The organism is Tsukamurella ocularis (assembly GCF_965138335.1).
Taxonomy (GTDB): domain Bacteria; phylum Actinomycetota; class Actinomycetes; order Mycobacteriales; family Mycobacteriaceae; genus Tsukamurella; species Tsukamurella ocularis_A.
The window spans coordinates 1-20,445 of sequence record NZ_CBCSDV010000007.1; the positions used below are offsets into that span (position 1 = coordinate 1).

The 20,445-nt window shown below is 71.5% G+C and carries 16 protein-coding genes and 1 tRNA gene; 8 read left to right on the forward strand and 9 right to left on the reverse strand.

The window, feature by feature from the left end; translation table 11 throughout:
* Positions 1–760: 760 nt before the first annotated feature.
* A complete protein-coding gene (locus ACNAYW_RS08540; protein ID WP_415849277.1) occupies positions 761–2,116 on the reverse strand; it encodes a zinc-dependent metalloprotease in 1,356 nt (451 codons plus the stop codon).
* Positions 2,117–2,200: 84 nt separating this feature from the next.
* Between ACNAYW_RS08540 and ACNAYW_RS08545 the strand changes: the two genes are divergently transcribed.
* Positions 2,201–3,244, forward strand: coding sequence for a YlbL family protein (locus ACNAYW_RS08545; RefSeq protein WP_415849278.1), 1,044 nt, complete (start codon positions 2,201–2,203; stop codon positions 3,242–3,244).
* Between the two features lie 14 nt (positions 3,245–3,258).
* Here the strand turns inward: ACNAYW_RS08545 and ACNAYW_RS08550 are convergent, their stop codons facing one another.
* Complete coding sequence (locus tag ACNAYW_RS08550; RefSeq protein WP_415849279.1) at positions 3,259–3,855, reverse strand: PPA1309 family protein; 597 nt, start codon at positions 3,853–3,855, stop codon at positions 3,259–3,261.
* 89 nt (positions 3,856–3,944) lie between these two features.
* On the opposite strand from ACNAYW_RS08550, the gene ACNAYW_RS08555 reads away from it, so the two are divergent.
* From ACNAYW_RS08555 to ACNAYW_RS08575, 5 genes are all read left to right on the forward strand, one after another.
* Entirely contained in the window at positions 3,945–6,911 is a 2,967-nt protein-coding gene (locus ACNAYW_RS08555) for a UPF0182 family membrane protein (protein WP_415849280.1), read from the forward strand.
* A 111-nt stretch (positions 6,912–7,022) separates the two neighbouring features.
* Positions 7,023–7,096 (forward strand) — tRNA-Met (locus ACNAYW_RS08560).
* 92 nt (positions 7,097–7,188) lie between these two features.
* The gene (locus ACNAYW_RS08565; RefSeq protein WP_415849281.1) at positions 7,189–7,755 is read left to right on the forward strand and encodes a sugar O-acetyltransferase; all 567 of its coding nucleotides are present in this window, start codon (positions 7,189–7,191) and stop codon (positions 7,753–7,755) included.
* 52 nt (positions 7,756–7,807) lie between these two features.
* On the forward strand, positions 7,808–8,281 hold the full coding sequence (locus ACNAYW_RS08570) for a nucleotidyltransferase domain-containing protein (RefSeq protein WP_415849282.1): 474 nt from the start codon (positions 7,808–7,810) through the stop codon (positions 8,279–8,281).
* Positions 8,282–8,644 (forward strand): HepT-like ribonuclease domain-containing protein, encoded by a 363-nt coding sequence (locus ACNAYW_RS08575; protein ID WP_415849283.1) that lies wholly within the window; start codon positions 8,282–8,284, stop codon positions 8,642–8,644.
* Positions 8,645–8,651: 7 nt separating this feature from the next.
* Here the strand turns inward: ACNAYW_RS08575 and ACNAYW_RS08580 are convergent, their stop codons facing one another.
* Complete coding sequence (locus ACNAYW_RS08580) at positions 8,652–9,545, reverse strand: LLM class flavin-dependent oxidoreductase (protein ID WP_415849284.1); 894 nt, start codon at positions 9,543–9,545, stop codon at positions 8,652–8,654.
* A gap of 124 nt (positions 9,546–9,669) precedes the next feature.
* Here ACNAYW_RS08580 and ACNAYW_RS08585 point away from each other — a divergent pair, with 124 nt between their 5' ends.
* Positions 9,670–10,914, forward strand: coding sequence for an adenylate/guanylate cyclase domain-containing protein (locus ACNAYW_RS08585; RefSeq protein WP_415849285.1), 1,245 nt, complete (start codon positions 9,670–9,672; stop codon positions 10,912–10,914).
* A 26-nt stretch (positions 10,915–10,940) separates the two neighbouring features.
* Here ACNAYW_RS08585 and ACNAYW_RS08590 read toward each other — a convergent pair whose 3' ends face one another.
* Entirely contained in the window at positions 10,941–11,330 is a 390-nt protein-coding gene (locus ACNAYW_RS08590) for a DUF3060 domain-containing protein (protein ID WP_415849286.1), read from the reverse strand.
* Positions 11,331–11,488: 158 nt separating this feature from the next.
* On the opposite strand from ACNAYW_RS08590, the gene ACNAYW_RS08595 reads away from it, so the two are divergent.
* The gene (locus ACNAYW_RS08595; protein ID WP_415849287.1) at positions 11,489–12,442 is read left to right on the forward strand and encodes a sulfite exporter TauE/SafE family protein; all 954 of its coding nucleotides are present in this window, start codon (positions 11,489–11,491) and stop codon (positions 12,440–12,442) included.
* A gap of 105 nt (positions 12,443–12,547) precedes the next feature.
* Here ACNAYW_RS08595 and ACNAYW_RS08600 read toward each other — a convergent pair whose 3' ends face one another.
* From ACNAYW_RS08600 to ACNAYW_RS08620, 5 genes are all read right to left on the reverse strand, one after another.
* Positions 12,548–13,783 carry an MFS transporter gene (locus tag ACNAYW_RS08600; RefSeq protein ID WP_415849288.1) on the reverse strand — a complete coding sequence of 412 codons (1,236 nt, stop codon included), beginning with the start codon at positions 13,781–13,783 and terminating at the stop codon, positions 12,548–12,550.
* Between the two features lie 132 nt (positions 13,784–13,915).
* A complete protein-coding gene (locus ACNAYW_RS08605) occupies positions 13,916–14,239 on the reverse strand; it encodes a transglycosylase family protein (RefSeq protein ID WP_415849289.1) in 324 nt (107 codons plus the stop codon).
* A gap of 567 nt (positions 14,240–14,806) precedes the next feature.
* The gene (locus tag ACNAYW_RS08610) at positions 14,807–18,301 is read right to left on the reverse strand and encodes a tRNA-guanine transglycosylase (RefSeq protein ID WP_415849290.1); all 3,495 of its coding nucleotides are present in this window, start codon (positions 18,299–18,301) and stop codon (positions 14,807–14,809) included.
* A gap of 141 nt (positions 18,302–18,442) precedes the next feature.
* Positions 18,443–19,099, reverse strand: coding sequence for a response regulator (locus ACNAYW_RS08615; protein ID WP_415849291.1), 657 nt, complete (start codon positions 19,097–19,099; stop codon positions 18,443–18,445).
* Between the two features lie 45 nt (positions 19,100–19,144).
* On the reverse strand, positions 19,145–20,305 hold the full coding sequence (locus ACNAYW_RS08620) for a sensor histidine kinase (protein ID WP_415849292.1): 1,161 nt from the start codon (positions 20,303–20,305) through the stop codon (positions 19,145–19,147).
* Between the last annotated feature and the right edge of the window lie 140 nt (positions 20,306–20,445).

Genomic DNA, 20,445 nt, shown 5'->3' on the forward strand with positions numbered 1-20,445 from the left:
CGCCCGAACAGCTGGCACGCCAGCGACGGCCAGCCCGGATCGGTGTCGNCGCGGGCGCGGTCCAGGCAGCGCAGGCACGGCCCCGCGCCGGGCAGCACCAGCGGCCCGACGATCCCGGCCCCGTCGCGCAGGGCCACCGGCAGGTGCGGCACCCGCTCCCGCATGAGCCGCGCGACCAGCACGGGATCGGGGGAGAGGGCGTCCGCGAGCAGCACGAGATCGACGCCGCGGCCGGCGGGCGACCAACTCCGCGCCGTCCCGGCGGTCACCCGGACCGCGTCGAGCGAGGCGAGCTCGCCGAGCACCGTGTCCGAGACCGGCCCCTTGCCGTGCAGGTGCACCTGCAGGTGCGAGCGCGGCGGCTCGGCCTCGAGCAGGCCGTGGCCGCGCAGCGCGTCGAGCAGCTCCCCGACGTCGGCGGCCGTCATCCCGAGGTCGGCGGCCCGGCGCTCGAGCTCCCGCGGGGTCCGGAAGGACTGCAGCCACCGCAGCAGCCCCGCGGTCGCGTCCGGCGCCAGCCACGGCGGCGGCCGCAGCACGGGCGCGCCGGTGGCGGACGCGCCCAGCTGTACCAGCGTGGGCGGCCGCACCACGACGGTGAGGTACGGGTTCAGACGGTGCCGCATGGCTCCAGTCGAGCACGCCGATGCGCCGCGAACCGCCCGGAATCACCGGTTATCCACAGGCCGGAACTCCCCGTGACCAGGGGTGACCCGCCGCGGTCGAGATCCGTCGTGCGGCGGCCGCGGCGCGGATACGGTCAGTCGTCGGATTCGCCGCCGGATTCGCGCCCCAGCCGCTCGATCGCGCCGATGGGGTCGTCGAGGTCCGACGGGTCCGCGCCCGACGCGTCGCCCAGCATGCGGTCGATGAAGGCCGCGGGCGCGTCCAGATCGGAGGCGTCCGGGATGAGGTCGGGGTGCGCCCAGATGCCGTCACGCTGCTCCATCGAGGTCGCGTTCAGGATCCGCTCCCACAGGTCGGCGGCCTCGCGCACCTTGCGGGGGCGCAACTCCAGCCCCACGAGCGTGGCGAAGGTCTGCTCCGCCGGACCGCCCGACGCGCGGCGGCGGCGCATCGTCTCGCGCAGCGCGGCGGCGCTGGGCAGCCGGTCGGCGATCGCCGCGTGCACGACCGTCTCGACCCAGCCCTCGATGAGCGCGAGCAGCGTCTCGAGGCGCTCGAGCGCCGCGGTCTGCTCCGGCGTGGCCTTGGGCTGCAGTGCGGCGCCCTGCGCGGCCATCAGCTCCTCGAGCTTCGACGGGTCCTGCAGAGCGCTCGGATCGAGGTTCTGGGAGAGCTCCTCGATGCCCGACATGTCGATGGTGATGCCGCGCGCGTACTGCTCGACGGTGTCGAGGACGCGGGCCCGCAGCCACGGCACGTGGGAGAACAGGCGCTGGTGCGCGGCCTCCCGCGCGGCCAGGAACACCAGGATCTCCTGGTCCTTGACGTCGAGGTCCTTGCCGAAGGCCTCGATCGCCTCGGGCAGCAGCGCCGCGGTGTCCTCGGGGCCGAGCGGCACGCCGATGTCGGTGCTGGTGAGCACCTCCTTCGACAGCGAGCCCAGCGCCTGGCCGAGCTGCGTTCCGAAGGACATCGAGCCGATCTGGGCGAACATCCCCATCATCGGCGCGGCCATCTCGCGCGCCTCCTCGGGCATGCTCTGCATCCACGAGCCGGAGATCTTCTCGGCCACGGGGTTCACGAGCCGCTTCCAGGTGGGCAGGGTCTTCTCCTGCCAGTCGACGGGGGTCCACGCGGCGGTCTTCTGCGGGCCCGCGGGGAGCACGGTGGCACCGTCGAGCCAGAGCTGCGCGAGGTGCATCGACTCCTCGACGGCCTTCCGCTGGCCGTCGGAGACGGGCTCGTGCTTGCCGAGCGTCTGGCGCGCGAGCTGCGCCGCGACCGTGTAGTTGACGGGCTCACCGGTGCCGGCGCCCGGGCCGGTCATACCGGAGCCCATGCCGGAGATCATCTGGCCGAGCTGGCTCAGCATGTCGCCCAGCTGCGACATGTCGAAGGGCTGACCGGCGCCGAAGGGCTGGTCCCGTCGGCCTTTGCCGTCGTCACCGCCGTCGTCGCCGGAGGAGAATCCGAAGGGCAGGTCATTCATGACTCCACGGTACTGCCCCGGTCCGGTTCGGACCGTCCTGTGCGTCACGCTCTGCGCGAACAGGCGGCGGTTACGCTGTGGCCCGTGACGGAACGCAGGATCACGACAGCTCTCGCCGCCCTGGTGCCGCTCCTGGTGCTCGTGTTGCTGGGGATGGTCGTGACGGTGCCCTACGTCGCGGTCGGGCCCGGCGACACCGCCGACACCCTGACCACGTACGCCGAGCGCGGCGCCGACGGCACGTTCTCCGACCGCAAGGTCATCACCATCGACGGCCTGCCCGTGCACCAACCCGCCGGGCAGCTGCGGTTCACCACGATCGCCGTCACCGACGGCCTCAATCTCTACGGCGCCCTCGCCAAGTGGATCAGCGGCGAGCAGATCGCGCCCCGCGACGCCTACTACCCGCCGGGCGCCACCCGCGAGCAGATCGAGGCGGGCAACCGCGAGCAGTTCACCGGCTCCGAGTCCTCGGCCACCGTCGCCGCGCTGCGGTACCTGAAGATCCCGACCGCGGCCGGCGTCGTCGGCCTCAGCGAGGGCGGACCGTCGCAGGGCAAGCTGCGCGAGGGCGACGTCCTCGAGTCGGTCGACGGCGCGCCCGTCACCACCCCCGACCAGGTCGCGAAGGGCATCGAGGGCAAGAAGAAGGGCGACGTCGTCACCGTCGCGGTCCGTCGCGCCGACGGTGCCGCGCAGGTCCCCGTCACGCTCGGCGAGTCCGAGGGCAAGCCGCGCCTCGGGATCGTGGTCGGGCAGGTGCCCGCCGATCCGAAGATCCACATCGGCTTCGGGGTGCAGCAGGTCGGCGGCCCGTCGGCGGGGCTCATGCTCTCCCTGGGCATCATCGACCTCGTCGAGCCGGGCGACCTCACGGGCGGGAAGAACGTCGCGGGGACCGGGGAGATCGCCTCCGACGGCAAGGTGGGGCCCATCGGCGGGATCGAGCACAAGCTGCGCGGCGCCAAGCGCGACGGTGCCTCCGTCTTCCTGGTGCCCGCCGCCAACTGCGACGCCGCGAAGTCCTCGCCGCCGGCGGACCTGCAACTGGTCAGGGTCGAGACGCTCGACGGTGCGCTCCGGGCGCTCGCCGACGTCCGCGAGGGGCGCCCCGCGCCCTCCTGCTGACGTCCGCGGCGGGCTCAGTCCTCGTCGAACGTGGCGAGCAGGCCCTGGATCAGGCCGGGCGCGAGCTGGTCGGCGCGCAGCAGATCGGCGTCGGCGAACGGGTCGTCGTCGTCCGGCTGCAGCGTGAGCAGCGTGATCCGGTGGCCGTCGCGCAGGACCGCGGCGACCATCCGCGCGGTGCGTCGCTCGGGGTGGCTCTCGGCGGCGGCGCGGCCCGCCCGGTCGGCGGCGTCCACGTCGGCCAGGTGGGGTTCGAGGGCCCCGTCGAGGTCGGCCTCGGCGTTCGGCGGCAGCACGATGATCTCCTGCACCAGCGCGCAGCCCACCACCTCGTCGGGCCACGTGGTGGTGGCGAGCACGTGGTTGAGCTCGGTGCTCCCGCCCTGCGGGTCGCCGGGCAGCGGCTCCTGCTCGATGACGGTGAGCGAGGCACCGTCGTCGAGGATGTCCGCCCACTCCGGCTGGCTGGTGGCGAGCAGGGTGGTCGGGACCAGCCCGAACAGCTGCGGCGGCTGGCCCCATCCCTGCGGCTCCACGAACTCGATGGCCTCGCGGGCTGCGCGGCCGAGGGCCGCCTCGTCGAATACCTGCTCCGGCTCGTCGTAGCTCACGCGCCCATGATCGCATCCCGCGCCGCGCGCGGTACCACGTCGGTGAGCACGCGCGAGTCCCATCTCGGGCAATCCGTACAGTGGTTGTCGTGACGACACCTCGTGCCGCGGGCATCCCTTCGCTGTCCCGCCGGGCAAAGATCCTCATCGCGCTGGCCGTGGTCCTGCTCGCGCTGCTGCTCATCGGTCCGCGGGTGGTGGACGTGATCACCGCCTTCCTCTGGTACGGCTCACTGGGCCACGCCGGGGTGTTGCGGACGGTGCTGCTGTCGCGCTTCGGCCTGTTCCTGGTGACGGGCGTGGTCCTGGCGTTGTTCACCTTCGCCGGCATGTGGCTGGCGTACCGGGTGCGGCCCGCCTTCCTGCCCTCGCCCACGGACGATCCGGTGGTGCGCTACCGCGCCGTCGTGACCAGCAAGCTGAAGACCTTCGCGATCGTCCCCGCCCTGCTCATCGGCCTCATCGCCGGCATCTTCGGGCAGGCCGGGTGGCAGCAGGTGCTCCTCTTCTTCAACCGGCAGCCCTTCGGCGAGACCGACGCCGAGTTCGGCATGGACATCGGCTTCTACGCGTTCACGCTGCCCTTCATCGAGTTCGTCCTCGGCTTCCTGTTCGCCGGCCTCATCGTCATGTTCCTCACGAACCTGGTGGCGCACTACGTCTTCGGCGGCATCCGCCTCGCAGGCCGCGAGGGCTCGCTGTCGCGCGGCGCGCGCATCCAGCTCGCGGCGATCGCGGGCGTCTTCCTGTTGACCAAGGCCGTCGCGTACTGGTTCGACCGGTACGCCCTCGTGTACTCGAACCGGTCGCCGATGTTCACCGGCGCGAACTACACCGACATCCACGCCATGCTCCCGGCGAAGGCGATCCTCACGGGCATCGCGATCATCTGCGCCGCGGCCTTCTTCTTCGGGATCGTCCTGCGGGACCTGCGGGTCCCCGCGATCGCGACCGTGCTCATGCTGTTCTCCTCGCTGGTGGTCGGCGTCGGCTGGCCGACCGCGGTGCAGACCTTCTCGGTCGGCCCCAACGCCGAGAAGGAGCTGCCCTACATCGCGCGGAACATCGAGGCGACCCAACAGGCCTACGGACTCGCGAGCGCCAAGTACGAGAAGTCCGACCCCAAGGCCTCGCCGGACGCCCTGCAGACGCTCACCGCCAAGGACGCGCCGTCGCTGCAGAACGTGCGGCTGCTCGACCCGAACGTCGTCTCGCAGGCCTTCTCCAACTTCGGCGGGCTCAAGGACTACTACCGGCTCACCGGCAAGCTGTCGGTCGACCGCTACGACGTGGACGGCAACCTCACCAACGTGCTGCTCGCGCCGATCGAGCTCGACCCGAGCAAGACCCCGTCGGACTGGACCTCGCGGCACATGGTCTACACGCACGGCAACGGGCTGATCACCGCGCCCGCCGGCCAGGTCGACCAGGTGGTCAGCGAGAGCGGCCGCGACGCCGTGAACAACAACAACGCGGGCGGCCAGCCCGTGTTCACCCGCAACGGCGTGGCCGGCAGCAAGCCCGTCACGCAGCCGCGGATCTACTACGGCGAGATCATCGGGTCCGATCCGAACTTCTACTCCGTCGTGGGGAGCACCGGCGACCCGCGCGAGCTCGACAGCGACACCGAGCGCTCGCGCTACGAGGGCGACGGCGGCGTCGGCATCGGCAACTGGTTCACCCGCCTGGCCTACGCCATCAAGTTCACCGAGCGGAACATCCTGCTCAACGGGAACATCGGCCCGGACTCGAAGATCATCTACCAGCGCGACCCGCGCGACCGGGTCAAGCAGCTCGCCCCCTTCCTCACGGTGGACACGAAGACCTATCCGATGGTCGATTCGCGCACCGGCCGCATCCTGTGGGTGGTCGACGGCTACACCACGCTGCCGAAGTACCCGTACGCGCAGCAGACCTCGCTGTCGGACGCGACGGGTTCGCGCCAGCAGAACACGCCCGGCCAGCAGGCGCAGCGTCGCCAGGTGGACGAGAAGGTGGGCTACATCCGGAACTCGGTGAAGGCCACCGTCGACGCGTACGACGGTTCGGTGCAGCTGTACCAGGTCGACGAGGCCGATCCCGTCCTCAACGCCTGGAAGAACGTCTTCCCCGGCGTGGTCCAGCCGAAGAGCGCCGTGCCCGCCGAGGTCGCGCAGCACTTCCGGTACCCGCAGGACCTGTTCGAGGTGCAGCGCTTCCTGCTGCAGAAGTACCACACGACGGACCCCGACACCTTCCGCCGGCAGAATGACGTCTGGCAGGCCGCTGCGGCCCCGAACGAGACGCCCGACAAGGACGGCCTGCAGTCGCCGTACTACTCCGTGGGCGCGGCTCCCGGCGGCGGCCCGGCGCAGTTCCAGCTGTCGTCGATCCTGCAGGCGAAGGACCAGCCGTACCTCGCGGGCCTCGTCTCCGTCGCCTCGGAGGGCGAGGACGCGGGCCGGTTGCTGGTGCGCGACATGCGCGAGCTGCCCGGGCGCCGGACCCCCGGCCCCATGCAGGCGGCCGACCTGATCAAGGGTGCACCGCCGGTGGTGGCCGACAACGCCAACATCCAGGCGCTCAACCCGAGGTTCGGCAATCTGCAGGCGATCGCGCTCGCGAACGGCGGCCTGACGTACGTCTGGCCGATGTACGCGCAGTCGACGGGGGAGAGGGCGGCGCCCAAGCTGATCAAGGTGCTGAGCCTGAACCCGGTCACCGGCGGCGCGGGCTACCGCACGACGGTCGCCGCCTCGCTCACCGACGCCGGCTACCGGGGCGTCGATGCTGCGCTCGCGACGGCCGCGACGGGCGTCTCCGGCCCGACCCAGGGCCAGACGGTGCCCGGCGGGCAGCAGCCCGGGCCGAGCCAGCCGCCCACGCAGGCGACGGTGCCCGGCGGAGACACTCCCGAGGTGCAGGCGGCCGTGAAGGCCGTCTCGGACGCCTGGAGCTCGGTGCTCTCCGCGCAGCGCTCCGGCGATCAGGTCGCCGTCGGCCAGGCCATGAAGCAGCTCGGTGACGCGATCACCAAGCTGCAGGCGGCCGAGACGAAGGCCCGGGGCGGCAACTGATCTCAGCTCTCGGGCCGGGGCGGCGACGCCCGGCCCGGCCCGAGAGACGAGCGTCACGTTCAACTGATTTGCACATCGTGAGCGCATTCCAGTAACGTGGTGTTCACCCGACGCGGGGTGGAGCAGCTCGGTAGCTCGCTGGGCTCATAACCCAGAGGTCGCAGGTTCAAATCCTGTCCCCGCTACTAGGTCGAAGGCCCCCGGAGAAATCCGGGGGCCTTTCGCATTCCCGGGCTCTCTCCACATCAGGACCGTTGGGAATCAGTACCGTCGGGGCGTGGCCACGGAACTCCAGCGGATGCTCGCGGGCGAGCGCTACCGCGACAGCGATCCCGAGCTCGTGGCGATGCGGCGCTCCTGCGGCCGGCTGCTGGACCGGTTCAACGCCACCGCCGCGGACGACGACGCGGGGCGCTCTCAGATCCTCCAGGAGCTCCTCGGGGGCATCGGCGAGGGTTCCTGGGTCATGCCGCGGTTCCAGTGCGACTACGGGGCGCACATCAGCATCGGTGCCAACAGCTTCCTCAACTACGACGCGATCCTCATGGACTGCGCGCCCATCACGATCGGTGACGACTGCTCGATCGGGCCCCGCGTGCAGTTGCTCACCGCGCTGCACCCCGTCGAGGACCATGCCGCACGCCGGGCGCGGTGGGAGACGGCGCAGCCGATCACGATCGGCGACAACGTCTGGTTCGGCGGGGGCGTCATCGTGTGCCCCGGCGTCACCATCGGCCGGAACACCGTGATCGGCGCCGGCAGCGTGGTGACCCGCGACGTGCCCGATCACGTCGCCGCCGTCGGCAACCCGTGCCGCGTGGTGCGCTCGCTCCCCGTCGAATGAACCAGGTACCGCAGCTCGTGACAGCAGCGACAACCTCCGATAAGGTGGCCTTATGAAGCTCGTCGCCGAGTACCGGGCGGCGCGGCAGGAGGAGAACGCCGCGCGGTTGCGGCGTGGACTGGCGCTGCGTGCTCTCGTCGCCTCGGGTTTGAGCCAGCGTGAGATCGCGGATCGGCTGGGTATTACGCAGCCTGCAGTCAGCCAGCAACTGAAGTCCGCGCCGCCGTCGAGCGATGTGCACCCGACGGAGCTACTCGATGCGGCAAGCCCCATCCTCGTCGCCCTCGCCGCAGAGCACGGTTACCGACGGCTGGCCGTGTTCGGCTCAGTGGCTCGCCGCGAGGCGCGAGCGGATTCCGACATCGACCTGATCGTCGAGGCGCCGCCCGAGACATCCACGTTCGAGTTCCTACTCTTCAAACGGCTCGTCGAGGAGGTCCTGGGGCGCGAGGTCGACCTGCTCGAATACGGCGGCCTGACCCCGGGGCTCGATGACGACATCGAGCGTGAGGCGGTACTTCTCTAGATGGAGCGCGCCGTCGCAAAGGAACTGATCCACATGCGCGGATGGCTCGCGCGCGTTGCCGGCATCGTGGCCCGGGGAAAGGCCGACTACCTTCGAGACGAGCTACTGCAGGAAGCCGGTGACTCGCCGATGATGAAGGTGGGCGAGGCGGCGAACCGACTAGCTCGCCTCGAGGTCGATGCTCCCGACGGAATCGACTGGGCGATCGCGGTGGCCAACCGAAATTTCCTTATTCATCAGTATGATTCGATCAGTCGCGAGCTCACCTGGTTGACCTTGTTCCGCGATCTCGCAGCGTGGGCCATGCTGCTGTCCTCGCTGTTCGACGAAGCAGATCGGTCCTCCGGAGCCTCCGATCAGTAGTCGATCGCTACCTGTTCGCGCGCACCTCGGCGACGCGCTGCCGCACGCGCGGCGCCACGTCCACGACGAACCGGCGGCACTGCTCGTAGTCGTCGTCATCGGCGCCGAAGACGAAGGTGTCCATGCCCGTGTCCACGACGAGGCCGGTCAGCTGCTCCGTCCACTGCTCGACGGTGCCGTGGAAGGGCTCGTCCGACGGGGCGTCGTCGATCGACCCGAAGATGTTGTAGACGCGCCGGATCGAGGCGGGATCCCGGCCGGCGGCGCGCGCACCGTCGTCGATGGCGGCGTGCCGCTCGGGCAGGGTCGGGGGAGGGAAGAACGAGTTCGACGGTGCCCACCCGTCGGCATGGCCGCCGAGGAAGCGCAGCAGCTTGGGGCCGCCCACACCGAGCCAGACGCCGATGTCGTGGGCGGGCCGCGGGCCGGGGTGCACACCGTCGAGGCGGTAGTGCTCGCCGTGGAAGCGCACGGACCGGTCCCCGGACCACATCAGCCGGATCACCTCGACGGCCTCCTTGAGCGCGCCGGCCGCCTCGCCCGGGCTGCGCTCGGGGCCGCCCATCGCGGCGATGGCGGGCCAGAAGGCGCCCGCGCCGAGGCCCAGCTCGAAGCGGCCCTCGGACAGCACGTCGAGGGTCGCTGCGGCCTGCGCCATCACGGCGGGCGGCCGCAGCGGGAGGTTCGCCACGTCGGGGAAGACGCGCACCTCCTCGGTGCGGTCGAGCAGCGCACCGATCAGCGTGAAGGTGTCGACGAAGGCCTGCTGGTAGGGGTGGTCCTGCACCCCGAGGAACTCGACCTTCCCGTCCGCGAGCTCGGCGAGCGCGAAGCAGTTGTCGAGCGCCGCGGCGGACGGGGTGACGAAGAGCCCGAACTCGACGGGGCGGAGGTAGTCCATGCCGCCAGCCTAGGCTCCGCGGGAGCGGCCGGCAGGGGTACGGCGCGCGTCGGCGACGGCGGCCCGGACGGCGCTCCTGCCCGGATCCGCGCCGGTGGGGACCGGAGGTGGCTACGCTCGGCCTGTGCCGACGAGCGCTGACTTCCGGGCGTGGTGCGCCGCGAGCGGGTACGACGAGGGAGCGATCAGGGAGGCGGACCGTCGCGGTCTGCGACTGGTGTCGCTCGCGGCGTACGCCTCGGCGGCGGTGAGCTTCGGCTTCGCGGTGATCGGCCTCGCCTTCGGCGGCCCACACCAGGTGATGATCGTCAACGTCGTCTCCGGCGCTGCGCTGGCGCTCGTCCCGCTTCTCGGCCGGTTCGGGCCGCTGGCGGCGCCGACGGCCTTCTTCGCGGTCGCGACGGTCACGCTGTGGAGCCTGTGCGTCCTGCTCGGCGAGGGCGTCGGACTCCTGTTCTACTACCTGGCCATGGCGGTCGGCGTCCCGATGATCGTGGGCGTCCGCAGGATCGCGGCGTCCGCCGTCGTGGTCGTGGTGTGCCTCGCAGCCGTGATCCACCTGCACTTCACCGTGCCGGACGACACCGGACTGGTTCCGCACTGGTTCGCGACCACGGGCTTCGTCGTCAACGTGATCGCCGCCGCGTCACTGGCCGTGGCGACGGTCGGCGCCGGGCTGTTCCAGATCGAGCGCACCGAGGCGGCGCTGGAGGAGGAACTCCGACGGTCCGAGGCGCTGCTGAACAACATCCTCCCGCGCTCCGTCGCGGACCGGCTCAAGCAGCCCGATCATGCCGAGGTCGCCGATTCCTACGCCGACGCCTCGGTGCTGTTCGCCGACATCGCCGGATTCACGGAGATGTCCAGCCGCACCTCGGCCGCGGACGTCGTGCGCTACCTCGACCGGCTGTACACGACCCTCGACGCGCTCGTGGAGCGGCACGGGCTCGAGAAGATCAAGACCACCGGCGACTCGTACATGGTGGTGAGCGGCGTCCCCGAACCGCGCGCCGATCACCTCGAGGAGCTCGCGCGGTTCGCCGTGGCGCTCCAGGCCGCGGCGGCCGGGGTGGCGAACGCCGACGGCCGTGCGACGCCGCTCCGGATCGGGCTCGCGGACGGGCCCGTCGTCGCCGGCATCGTCGGCTCGAAGAAGTTTTTCTTCGACGTGTGGGGCGACGCCGTCAACGTCGCCTCCCGGATGGAGTCGACGGGGATCGTCGGCCGCATCCAGGTGACCTCGTCGGTGCACGACCGGCTGGCGCCGTCGTTCGCGTTCGAGGAGCGGGGCGTCATCGCCGTCAAGGGCAAGCCGGACCAGCTGACCTGGTTCCTCCTCGGCGAGCGGGCCGGCCTGCAGGCCTCCTGACGCCGGTCAGAAGCGGATGGGGCCGGTCAGCAGCGGTACGAGTTGTCGGTGCCGACCGACTTCACGGTGGGCTTCTTCCCGCCGGTGCAGGTGATGGTGTTGTCGTGGCCGCTCACGTCCACGGTGGAGGCCGAGCCCAGGGTGATCGAGTTGTCGCTGCCGATCACGCGGAGCGAGGTGACGTCGCGCAGCGTCAGCGTGTTGTCGTGCCCGTTGACCTCGACGCGCTTGCACGCGGAGGTGAAGACGAGCGCGTTGTCGGAGCCGATGATCTTCACGTCGTCGTTGCAGGCGAGGGTGCGCACCTGGTCGTGACCGAACAGGTCGATCGTGGCGGAGGCCATGGGCGCGGCGAGCGAGCCGCCGAGCAGGACGGCGGCCGCGACGGCGGCGGAACGGGCGAGGGGCTTGGGCATGGCGGTCGTCCTTCTACAACGTTCGATCCGGTCGAATCGGACAGTACCGGGTTCGGATCACACTGATCGGGACGGTTCCGATCCTGTGACGTGATCGGCAGAGTGTCCTGTCATGCCCGGGCGAGTCCCCTCGCCCGCCCCAGCCGCAGGAGTCAACCATGCCCACCCTCGTCATCGTCGCGTTCGTCGGACTGCTCGGGCAGCTCGTCGACGGGAGCCTCGGGATGGCCTTCGGCGTGACCGCGACGACCTTCCTCGTCGCGCTCACGACGCTCTCGCCGGCCGCCATCAGCGCCACGATCCACCTGGCCGAGATCGGCACCAGTGCCGTCTCCGGCGCCTCGCACTGGCGCTTCGGCAACGTCGACTGGAAGGTCGTGCGCCGCATCGGTATTCCCGGCGCGATCGGAGCGTTCGCCGGCGCGACGGTGCTCTCGAACCTCTCCACCGAGGTCGCCAAGCCGCTGATGTCCACCATCCTGCTGCTGCTCGGGCTGTACGTGCTGCTGCGCTTCACCTTCCGCGGCATCGACACCAAGAACCTCGGCAAGCCCCTGAAGTCCCGCTTCCTCGCCCCGCTGGGCCTGTTCGGCGGCTTCGTGGACGCCACGGGCGGCGGCGGATGGGGCCCGGTCGGCACCCCGGCGCTGCTCGCCTCGGGCCGGATGGAGCCGCGGAAGGTGGTCGGCACCATCGACACCAGCGAGTTCCTCATCGCCCTGGCCGCGTCGCTCGGCTTCCTCGCCAACCTCGGCGGCGAGGGCGTGAACTTCGCCTACGCGGGCGCGATCCTGCTCGGCGGCGTCATCGCCGCGCCCTTCGCGGCCTGGCTCGTGCGCCACTTCCCGCCGCGCCTGCTCGGCGCGTCGGTCGGCGGCCTCATCATCCTCACCAACGCCAAGACGCTCATGGGCAAGAGCGGGCTCGCCCTCGATCCCGGCACCCAGCGCGTGGTGTACATCCTGATCGTGGCCGGTTGGATCGCCGCCTTCGCGTACTCCTTCGTGCAGTACCGGCGCGACGCGGTCCTCGAATCCGCCGATTCCATCGCCGATCTGGCGGCGCGCAACGCGAGCTCCGCGGGAGAGGCGAAGGAGACCGTCCCGGCCTGAGCGCCTGATCGCCGGGTGCGCTGCGCCCTGTGGAGGATCGTCCTCGCTGAGCGAGCTCGATCCTCCACACGACGATCCGCGCGGGGTTCCGTGCGGCGGACGAACTCATGGTGTGGGAACCGGGTCCCGCGTCCACGTCGTGATCGCCGCGGGCCCGTGGCCGCGATCGAGCCCTCGGATCAGGACGGCGCAACCGATTCCGGAGAGCAGCATCCCGATGGTGAAGGTCGGCGCGTAGCCGAGCAGATCGCCCGAGGCTCCGCCCGCGAAGCCCGCCGCGCCCTGCGCCGCCACCACCGCGCACGCGAGCACGGTGTAGTCCGCCCCGGCATGGTCGCGTTCGCTGGCGTCCATCATGAGGGTGAACAGCGCGACGGTGGCCGCGCCGCCGAAGACGTGCTCGGTGAGGTTGGCCGCCACCACCATCGGAAACCCGCCGACCCCGAGCGCGGCGACGACGTACAGCCCGATGGTGACCGTCTGCGCGACGCCGCCGAGAAGGAGGGCGGAGCGGCGCCCCCGCCGGAACGCCCACCAGCCGCCGAGCGCGGAGCCCACGAGTGCGCCCGTCGAGCTGAGTACACCGCTCACGGCGGCGATCTCCTTGAGCGTGAGCCCCGCGTCATGGAGGAACGGACCGGCGATCGACGAGACCATGGCGTTGCCGAACTTGTACGCCGCGATTAGGCCGATCAGCGCGAGGACGCCCGGTCGACGGAGTCGGTGCCACCACGCCGTGCCGAGGCCCTCGAGCCTGCCGGAGTCCACCGCGGGCGCGCCGCCGGCGGGCTCGTCGCGCGCCAGCAGGACGACGGGGACCGTGCACAGCAGGATCAGGCCGCCCAGGGTGAGCAGCAGGACGCGCCAGCCGCCCTCGGCGTAGATCCAGAGCAGCCCGCCGCCGCCGGCGATCATGCCGAGCCGGTAGGCGCCGGTCTGGATGCCGTTGCCGATGCCGCGATCCTGGGGGCCCAGGAGCCGCACGGCGATGCCGTCGGTGGCGATGTCCTGGGTGGCCCCGAGCAGGTTGACGGCCGCGATGGCGACGAACAGCCACCGCAGCGAGCCGGCGAGATCCGTGGCCGCCAGGGCGAGGACGACCCCGGCGGAGCCGAGCTGCGTGGCCAGCAGCCACTGCCTGCGGGTGCCGATCCGGTCGACGGCCGGCGCCCACAGGAACTTCAGACCCCACGGGAGGTACAGGAGGGAGGTGAGGCTGATCGCGGTGAGCGACAGGCCCGCGTCGCGCAACAGCACGGGGATCGCCTCGGTGAAGAAGCCGAACGGGAGCCCCTGGGCGAAGTACAGCCCCGTCAATAGGAGGAACACGCGCCATCGCACTCAGCGATTCTGGCAGCCCGCTCCGGGCGAGGAGCGGCCAGGTCTCACTGGGCGGGACGCGAAAACGCCTGTGGCGGCCGGTTCACGAGGAATCGACCGCCACAGGCGTCAGTCTTCAGCAGTGGGTGCGAACTAGCCGCGGCCACCGCAGCTCGGCCACGCGCCGATGCCCTGCGAAGCGAGGACGTTCTCCGCGACGCGGATCTGCTCGGCACGCGAGGCGTTGTGGGCGCTGCCGGTGCCGCCGTTGGCGGTCCAGGTCGACTGGCTGAACTGCAGCCCGCCGTAGTAGCCGTTGCCGGTGTTGGTGCTCCAGTTGCCACCCGACTCGCAGGCCGCGATGGCGTCCCAATCGACGCTGTCGGCGTTCGCAGCGCCGGTGCCGAAGGCAACGGGAGCGGCGACGATCGCGCCGGTGACGGCCATCATGCCCAGGGTCTTGCGGATGTTCTTCACGGTGTTCCTTTCGCCTGTGCGCATGCCAGGACACAGCCCGATTGGGGCGGAGGTGTCGGGGAAAGACATGGACCGTGCCTTCTCTGTCGGGCACGGCAGTGGGCTGAGAAAAGATCGCTCAACGGCTTCGGCGACGTGGTGCGTCACGCTGGAAGCGGTCCGGCGCCCGAGGGAAGATGCTCTCGTTTCGGCGGCGGGCCCACACATACGCGGTGGTTCGTGGATTCAGTTTTGTTCCCGTTGACCGGGTCGAGATGAACACTAGGGGCCTATCGCCGCGGTGTCATCCCCGCCGCGGGACGGTCGCGGTTTGATAACGCTTCGGTCACGATCGGCTGTGAGGACTGTAAGACCAGGTCACGTGCGCGATCGCTAGCAATAGCTCGCATAGGCAATGACCTGCGAAAAGTGACGGCAATCACAGGTGAAATGTGGCTCCGGTCACGCGTTGCAAGGTTACGGAACGGTGTACGTGATCACGTCCGCGGCGACGCCGCGACCGACGAACGGCGGCGACGACGGCTGTTCGCCGTCGCCGCCGCCGTGGGGCCGCGCGCCGTGTCCGCGCTACTGCGCCGTGGTGACCGCCTCCGCGCCGACGGGGTCCACGATCGCCCCGGACTGCGCGGTGAACCGCCGCAGGAAGGCGTCGCGGTACGCGGGGTAGCGCCCCTCGTTGATCGCGAGCCGTGCGCCGGCGGTGAGCTCGGCCAGGAACCGCAGGTTGTGCCGCGTCACCGCCTGGACGGCCGACGGCGCGTCGGTCCGGTAGAGGTGGTGCACGTACGCACGGATCGGCGACGGTGCCGCACCGTCGGCGTCGAGCGGACGCGGGTCCTCCCGGAAGAGCGGGGTGGACACGGCGATCGGGCCGCCGGCCGTCAGGGCGATCCCGCGTGCCGCGAGGTCCTGCGGTGCCGCCGATTCGACGAGGTCGACGCCGGCGTCGATCGCGTGCAGCAGGTCCTCGGGCCCGCGCACCGCCCCGAGGTAGCGCGGCCGGGCCTCGTCGAGCTCCGCGGTGAGCGACGCGAGGGCGTCGCGCGCCCGCGGATCCGTGGCGGCACCGACGATCCGGACGCCGCCGAACCCCAGGCCGCCCGATCGGACGTCCTCCTCGTGGCGGGCGAGGAGATCGCGCAGCGCGGACCGGTCGTGCGCGTATCGCACGGGAACGCTGGCCCACAACGACATCGCGCCCCGGCGCTGCGCGGTGAGCCAGTTGTGCTCGGCCAGGGCGTGGCGGGCGCCGGCCGCCGCCGCGGGCGCGAAGATCACGTCGCCGCCCAGCCGGTACGCGGCCGTGACGGCCCCCGCCGGATCCGACGACGGTGCCGAGACGTCCACGAACAGGGGCAGATTCCAGCCGGCGAAGGCGGCGATACCGCCCGCCTCCTCGATCGTCTCGGCACCCGGGTGCAGCTTCAGCCGGGCACCGTCGACGATGACGCCGCCGGCGCCGAGCCGCCCGGCCGACGCGGGATCGATGCCCGGGACCGCGGCCAGCGGCGCGGACGCGACGAAGGCGGGCGTGGCGATCGCGCCGTGCGCCGTGTGCAGCGTCCCGGCGCGGACGGTGCCCGTCCCCGCGGTGATCTCGAAGCGCACCGGGTCGGTGACGGATTCGGCCTGCAGCCGGGCGTGGGCGGAGAGGGAGCGGTAGTCGGAACGCAGTTCGGACAGCTCGGCCACCAGCGCGCGGTTGCTCGCGCGGAGTTCGGCGAGTTCCGCTGCGCTCTTCGGGATCTGCGGCGGCGCCGGAGCCGCGGTGACCGGCCCGGGCGCCGGGGCGGGGATCCGGGTCGGCGCCGTGGTCGCGTGCGCCGTCGGTGCCGGGGCCTGCAGTGCGGGCGTCGCGACCCGCTCGACCGGGGCGGTGGTGGCCTCGGTGTCGGGGTTCATCGCCCGGAGCCCGTCGCCCTCGACGTCGATGCGGGGGAGCACCTTGTCGAGCCATCGGGGGATCCACCATGCGCGTTCGCCCAGCACGGCCATGGCGGTGGGCATGATGATCATCCGCACGAGGAAGGCGTCGAACACGATGGCGGCCGCCATCGAGAAGCCCATCAGCTTCAGGAAGGTCATGGAGGAGAGGGTGAATCCGGCGAAGACGGAGATCATGATGATCGCGGCGGCGGTCACCACGCGCGCCCCGGACCGGTAGCCGATGCGGATCGCCTCCAGCGCCGGCGCCCCGTGGTGGTGCTCCTCGCGCATCCGGCTCACCAGGAAGACCTGATAGTCCATCGCAAGGCCGAAGACGATGCCGATCAGGAAGATCGGCATGAACACCAGGATCGGCCCGCGCTCCTCGGGCGCGATCCAGCCCAACCAGCCGTCCTGGAAGAAGCCGACCGTGACGCCGAACGTCGCCGCGATCGAGAGCAGGAAGCCGAGCGAGGCGATCACGGGGATGATCACCGAGCGGAAGACGATCATCAGCAACAGGATCGCCAGCCCCACCACCACGATGAGGTACAGCGGCAGCTTCGAGGTGAGCGCCTCGGAGAAGTCCGCGTTGATCGCCGCGGCACCGCCGATGCCGATGTAGGTCGACGTGGCGCCGCCGACCGTCTCGGCCCGGTCCCGCAGCTCGTCGAGCAGGGTCGCGGTCTGCTTCGTCGACGGGCCCGACTCGGGGACGATGATGAACTGCGCGGCATCGCCGGTCGCGTTGGGCACGGGGCCGATCACGCCGTCGTGCGCGATGCCGGGCAGGGTGCGCGCCTCGTCCGCGAAGCGCTTCGCCGCGGCGGTCAGGTCGCCCTTGCCCTGCGTGTCCACGACGGCGACCAGCGGCGACGACTTGCCCGCGCCGAACGCCTCGCTCTGCATCTGCACGGCCGCCTTGTCCGACGGTGCCGCGAAGTCCAGTCCGAGCTCGATCTTCCCGATCGGGATGGCGGCGACCGCGAGGAGCGCGACGGCGCCCACGAGGAAGGGGATCGGCTTGCGGGTCAGCAGCTCGCCGATGCGCTGCCCCATCGGACGGCGCTCGGTCTGCTCCGGCGTCCACAGCAGCGGCAGCCGCGGCTTGAAAACGGCCGACTTGAACATGCCCAGGAGGGCGGGCAGCACCGTCAGCGCCACTAGGACCGCCAGCGCGACGGTGACCGCGGCGCCGAGCCCCATCTGGGACAGGAAGGACATGCCCGTGATGGACAGCCCGCACAGCGCGATGATCACGGTGGCGCCGGCGAAGACCACGGCGCTGCCGGCCGTGCCGACCGCGAGGCCGGCGGCGTGCGCCCGGTCCGTGGTCGTCGTCAGTTCCTGGCGGTAGCGCGAGATCACGAACAGCGAGTAGTCGATGCCCACCGCGAGCCCGATCATCATCGACAGGCCGGTGGTGGAGGTGCCGAGCGTGAGGAACGAGGTGCCGATCGCGATGATCGACGTCGAGAGGCCGATGCCGATCAGGGCCGCGCCCAGGGGCATCAGCGCCGCGAGGAGCGCCGCGAAGGTGATGATCATGACGATCACGGCCACCACGATGCCGATCATCTCCGCCGGCGGCTCGGCCTCGGTCTCGTTGGCGGAACCGGCGCTCTCGACCTTCAGGCCCGCGTCGGTGCCCGCCTTCTTGGCGGCCGCGACGGCGTCGATCGACTCCTCGGAGACCTCCTTGACATCGCCGAAGGAGAACTGGATCTGCGCCGTCCGGCCGTCGCTGCTGAGGTTCTCGGCCGCGGCCGCGCCGACGGTCGGGTTCGGGATCGCGGCCTTCTCGCCGGCGGTGAGCTGCGGCACCTCCCGCAACTTGGTCACCACCGTGTTCACGGCCGTCGCGTTGCCGCCCTGGTCCAGCCGCTGCCCGTTCGTGGACTGCAGTACCACGGTCGCGGTCGGCGCCTGCGTCTTCGCGGTCTCGGGGAACTTCTCCTGCAGCACGTTCTGCGCCTCGACGGCCCGGCTGCCGGGGAGGTTGAAGTCGTCCTTGAAGGGCTTGGACAGCGATGAGCCCGCGGCCCCGATCGCGAGGAAGGCGACGATCCAGAGCACGAGGACGAGCCACCATTTGCGGTAGCTGAACCGTCCGACCTTGTAGAGGAGTGATGCCATGGCTTCCAGTGTGGCCGCCGGATGCGGAGCACGGTAGGCCTCGAAAGCCCTTGTGGACGACCGATACCCGCTTCGTAGACGATGGTCGCACCGGGCCGCGGGCGACCCCCTACGAAAGTCGTACGGGCGGCACCGTCCTGCCTAGCGGTGGGTGAGCCCGGCGTCGTGCGCGAGGATCGCGAGCTGGACGCGATTGGCGACGTCGAGCTTGTCCAGCAGGCGGGAGACGTGGGTCTTCACGGTGGCCTCGCTCAGGAACAGGTCGCGGCCGATCTGCGCGTTCGAGCCGCCCCCGGCGATGCCGAGGAAGACCTCGCGCTCCCGGTCGGTGAGCACGGCGACGCGTGCCAGCGCGGTGCGGCGGCGGTCCTCCCGAGGATCGGCGGCGAAGCGCTCGATGAGCTTGCGGGTCACGCTGGGCGAGAGCATGGCCTCGCCCGATGCGACCACGCGGATGCCGTCGAGCAGCTGCCGCGGCGGGGTGTCCTTGAGCATGAAACCGGCCGCGCCGGCCTGCAGCGCGCGCAGCACGTAATCGTCGAGATCGAAGGTGGTGAGCACGATCACCTGCGGGGGTTCCGGCTCCGCGCGCACCGACGCGGTGGCGGCGAGCCCGTCGACGGAGGGCATGCGGATGTCCATGAGCACCACGTCCGGCCGGAACTCGCGGACCAGGCCCACGGCCTCCGCGCCGTCGCCGCCCTCGCCGACGATCGAGAGGTCCCCGGCGGACTCGATGATCATGCGCAGGCCGGACCGCACCAGTGGATCGTCGTCGATGATGACGATGCGGGTCACGGGGCCTCCCTGGGGTCGTGACCATCCTGCCACGGCCCCGGCGGATCAGGCGCGCTCGACCGGGACCGGGAGCTCGGCGAACACCCGCCAGCCGCCCGCACCGGTGGGGCCGGAGGCGAGCTCGCCGCCCGCGAGCTGCACGCGTTCCGCGAGGCCGATCAGCCCGGAACCCGAGCCGGGGAGGGGCGGTGCGGGCGAGCGCGGGCGGTCGTTGACCACCTCGATCGACAGGCGGTGCTCCTGCAGGCGCACCGTGACCCGGACGGCCGCCGGGCCGGCGTGCTTGCGCACGTTCGTCAGGCTCTCCTGCACGATGCGGTACGCGGTGCGGCCCAGGGCCTCCGGTACCGCGTGTTGGGCGGCCGCGCACTCGTCGATCACCAGGTCGACGGTGGCGCCGCCCACGCGGGACTGCTCGACGAGGCGGGCCAGGTCGGCCAGGTCCGGCTGCGGCGCGAGCGGTTCGGTGTCGGTTCCGCGCAGCACGCCGAGCACGCCCCGCAGGTCCTCGAGGGTCTCGTGCGCGGTGGAGCGGATCTCGGCCGCCGCCCGCTCGACGGTGCCGGCCGCCGCCGCGTTCACTTCGAGCGCACCCGCCTGCAGCGCGATGAGCGAGACCCGGTGGGCGAGAACGTCGTGCATCTCCCGGGCGATGCGCGAGCGCTCGGCGGTCCGCGCCTGCGCGGCGCGCAGCTCGCGTTCGGCCTCGGCGCGGACGGCGCGCTCGCGGAGCGATTCGATGAGGTCGCGGCGCGCGCCGACGTAGGACCCCCAGAGCGCGAAGGCCGCCGCGAGCGCGACGCTGGTGAGGGTGTCGCCGAGCCGCCACGGGGTGCTCGACCACGGATGGGGGACGGCGAGGGAGGCCGCGACGAACGCGGTCGCGATGACCAGTACCCGGTCGCGACGCCGCACCGCGAGGGTGAACAGGCCGAGGAGCGCGACACCCGGGAACCCGACGGCGGCCGTGAGGATCCCGCCGATCACCGTGACCTCGAGCGGCCACCGGCGGCGCCACCACAGCAGCAGGGAGCCGGCCAGGCCCACCGTGAGCGCGATGGTGCCGTAGGCGGTGGAGCCGCCCTGCCACTCCACCGCGGCGGTGGCGACCGCGAGCAGCGCGGAGAGCAGTACGCACGCGCCGTCCCGCAGGCGCGGTGCGATCCACCACCGCTGCCACCGCGGCCCGGCCGCGCTCGAATCCATGGGTTCACGGTACTGGCGGACGGCGCCGGCGGGGAGTCGTCGAACGTCGCGACCGGGGCGCCCGGGCCTACGACTTTCGTCGGAGCGGGTGCGACGACGGGAACGGGGCGCCGCCGCGGCCGCAGCCGCGCCGACGCCCC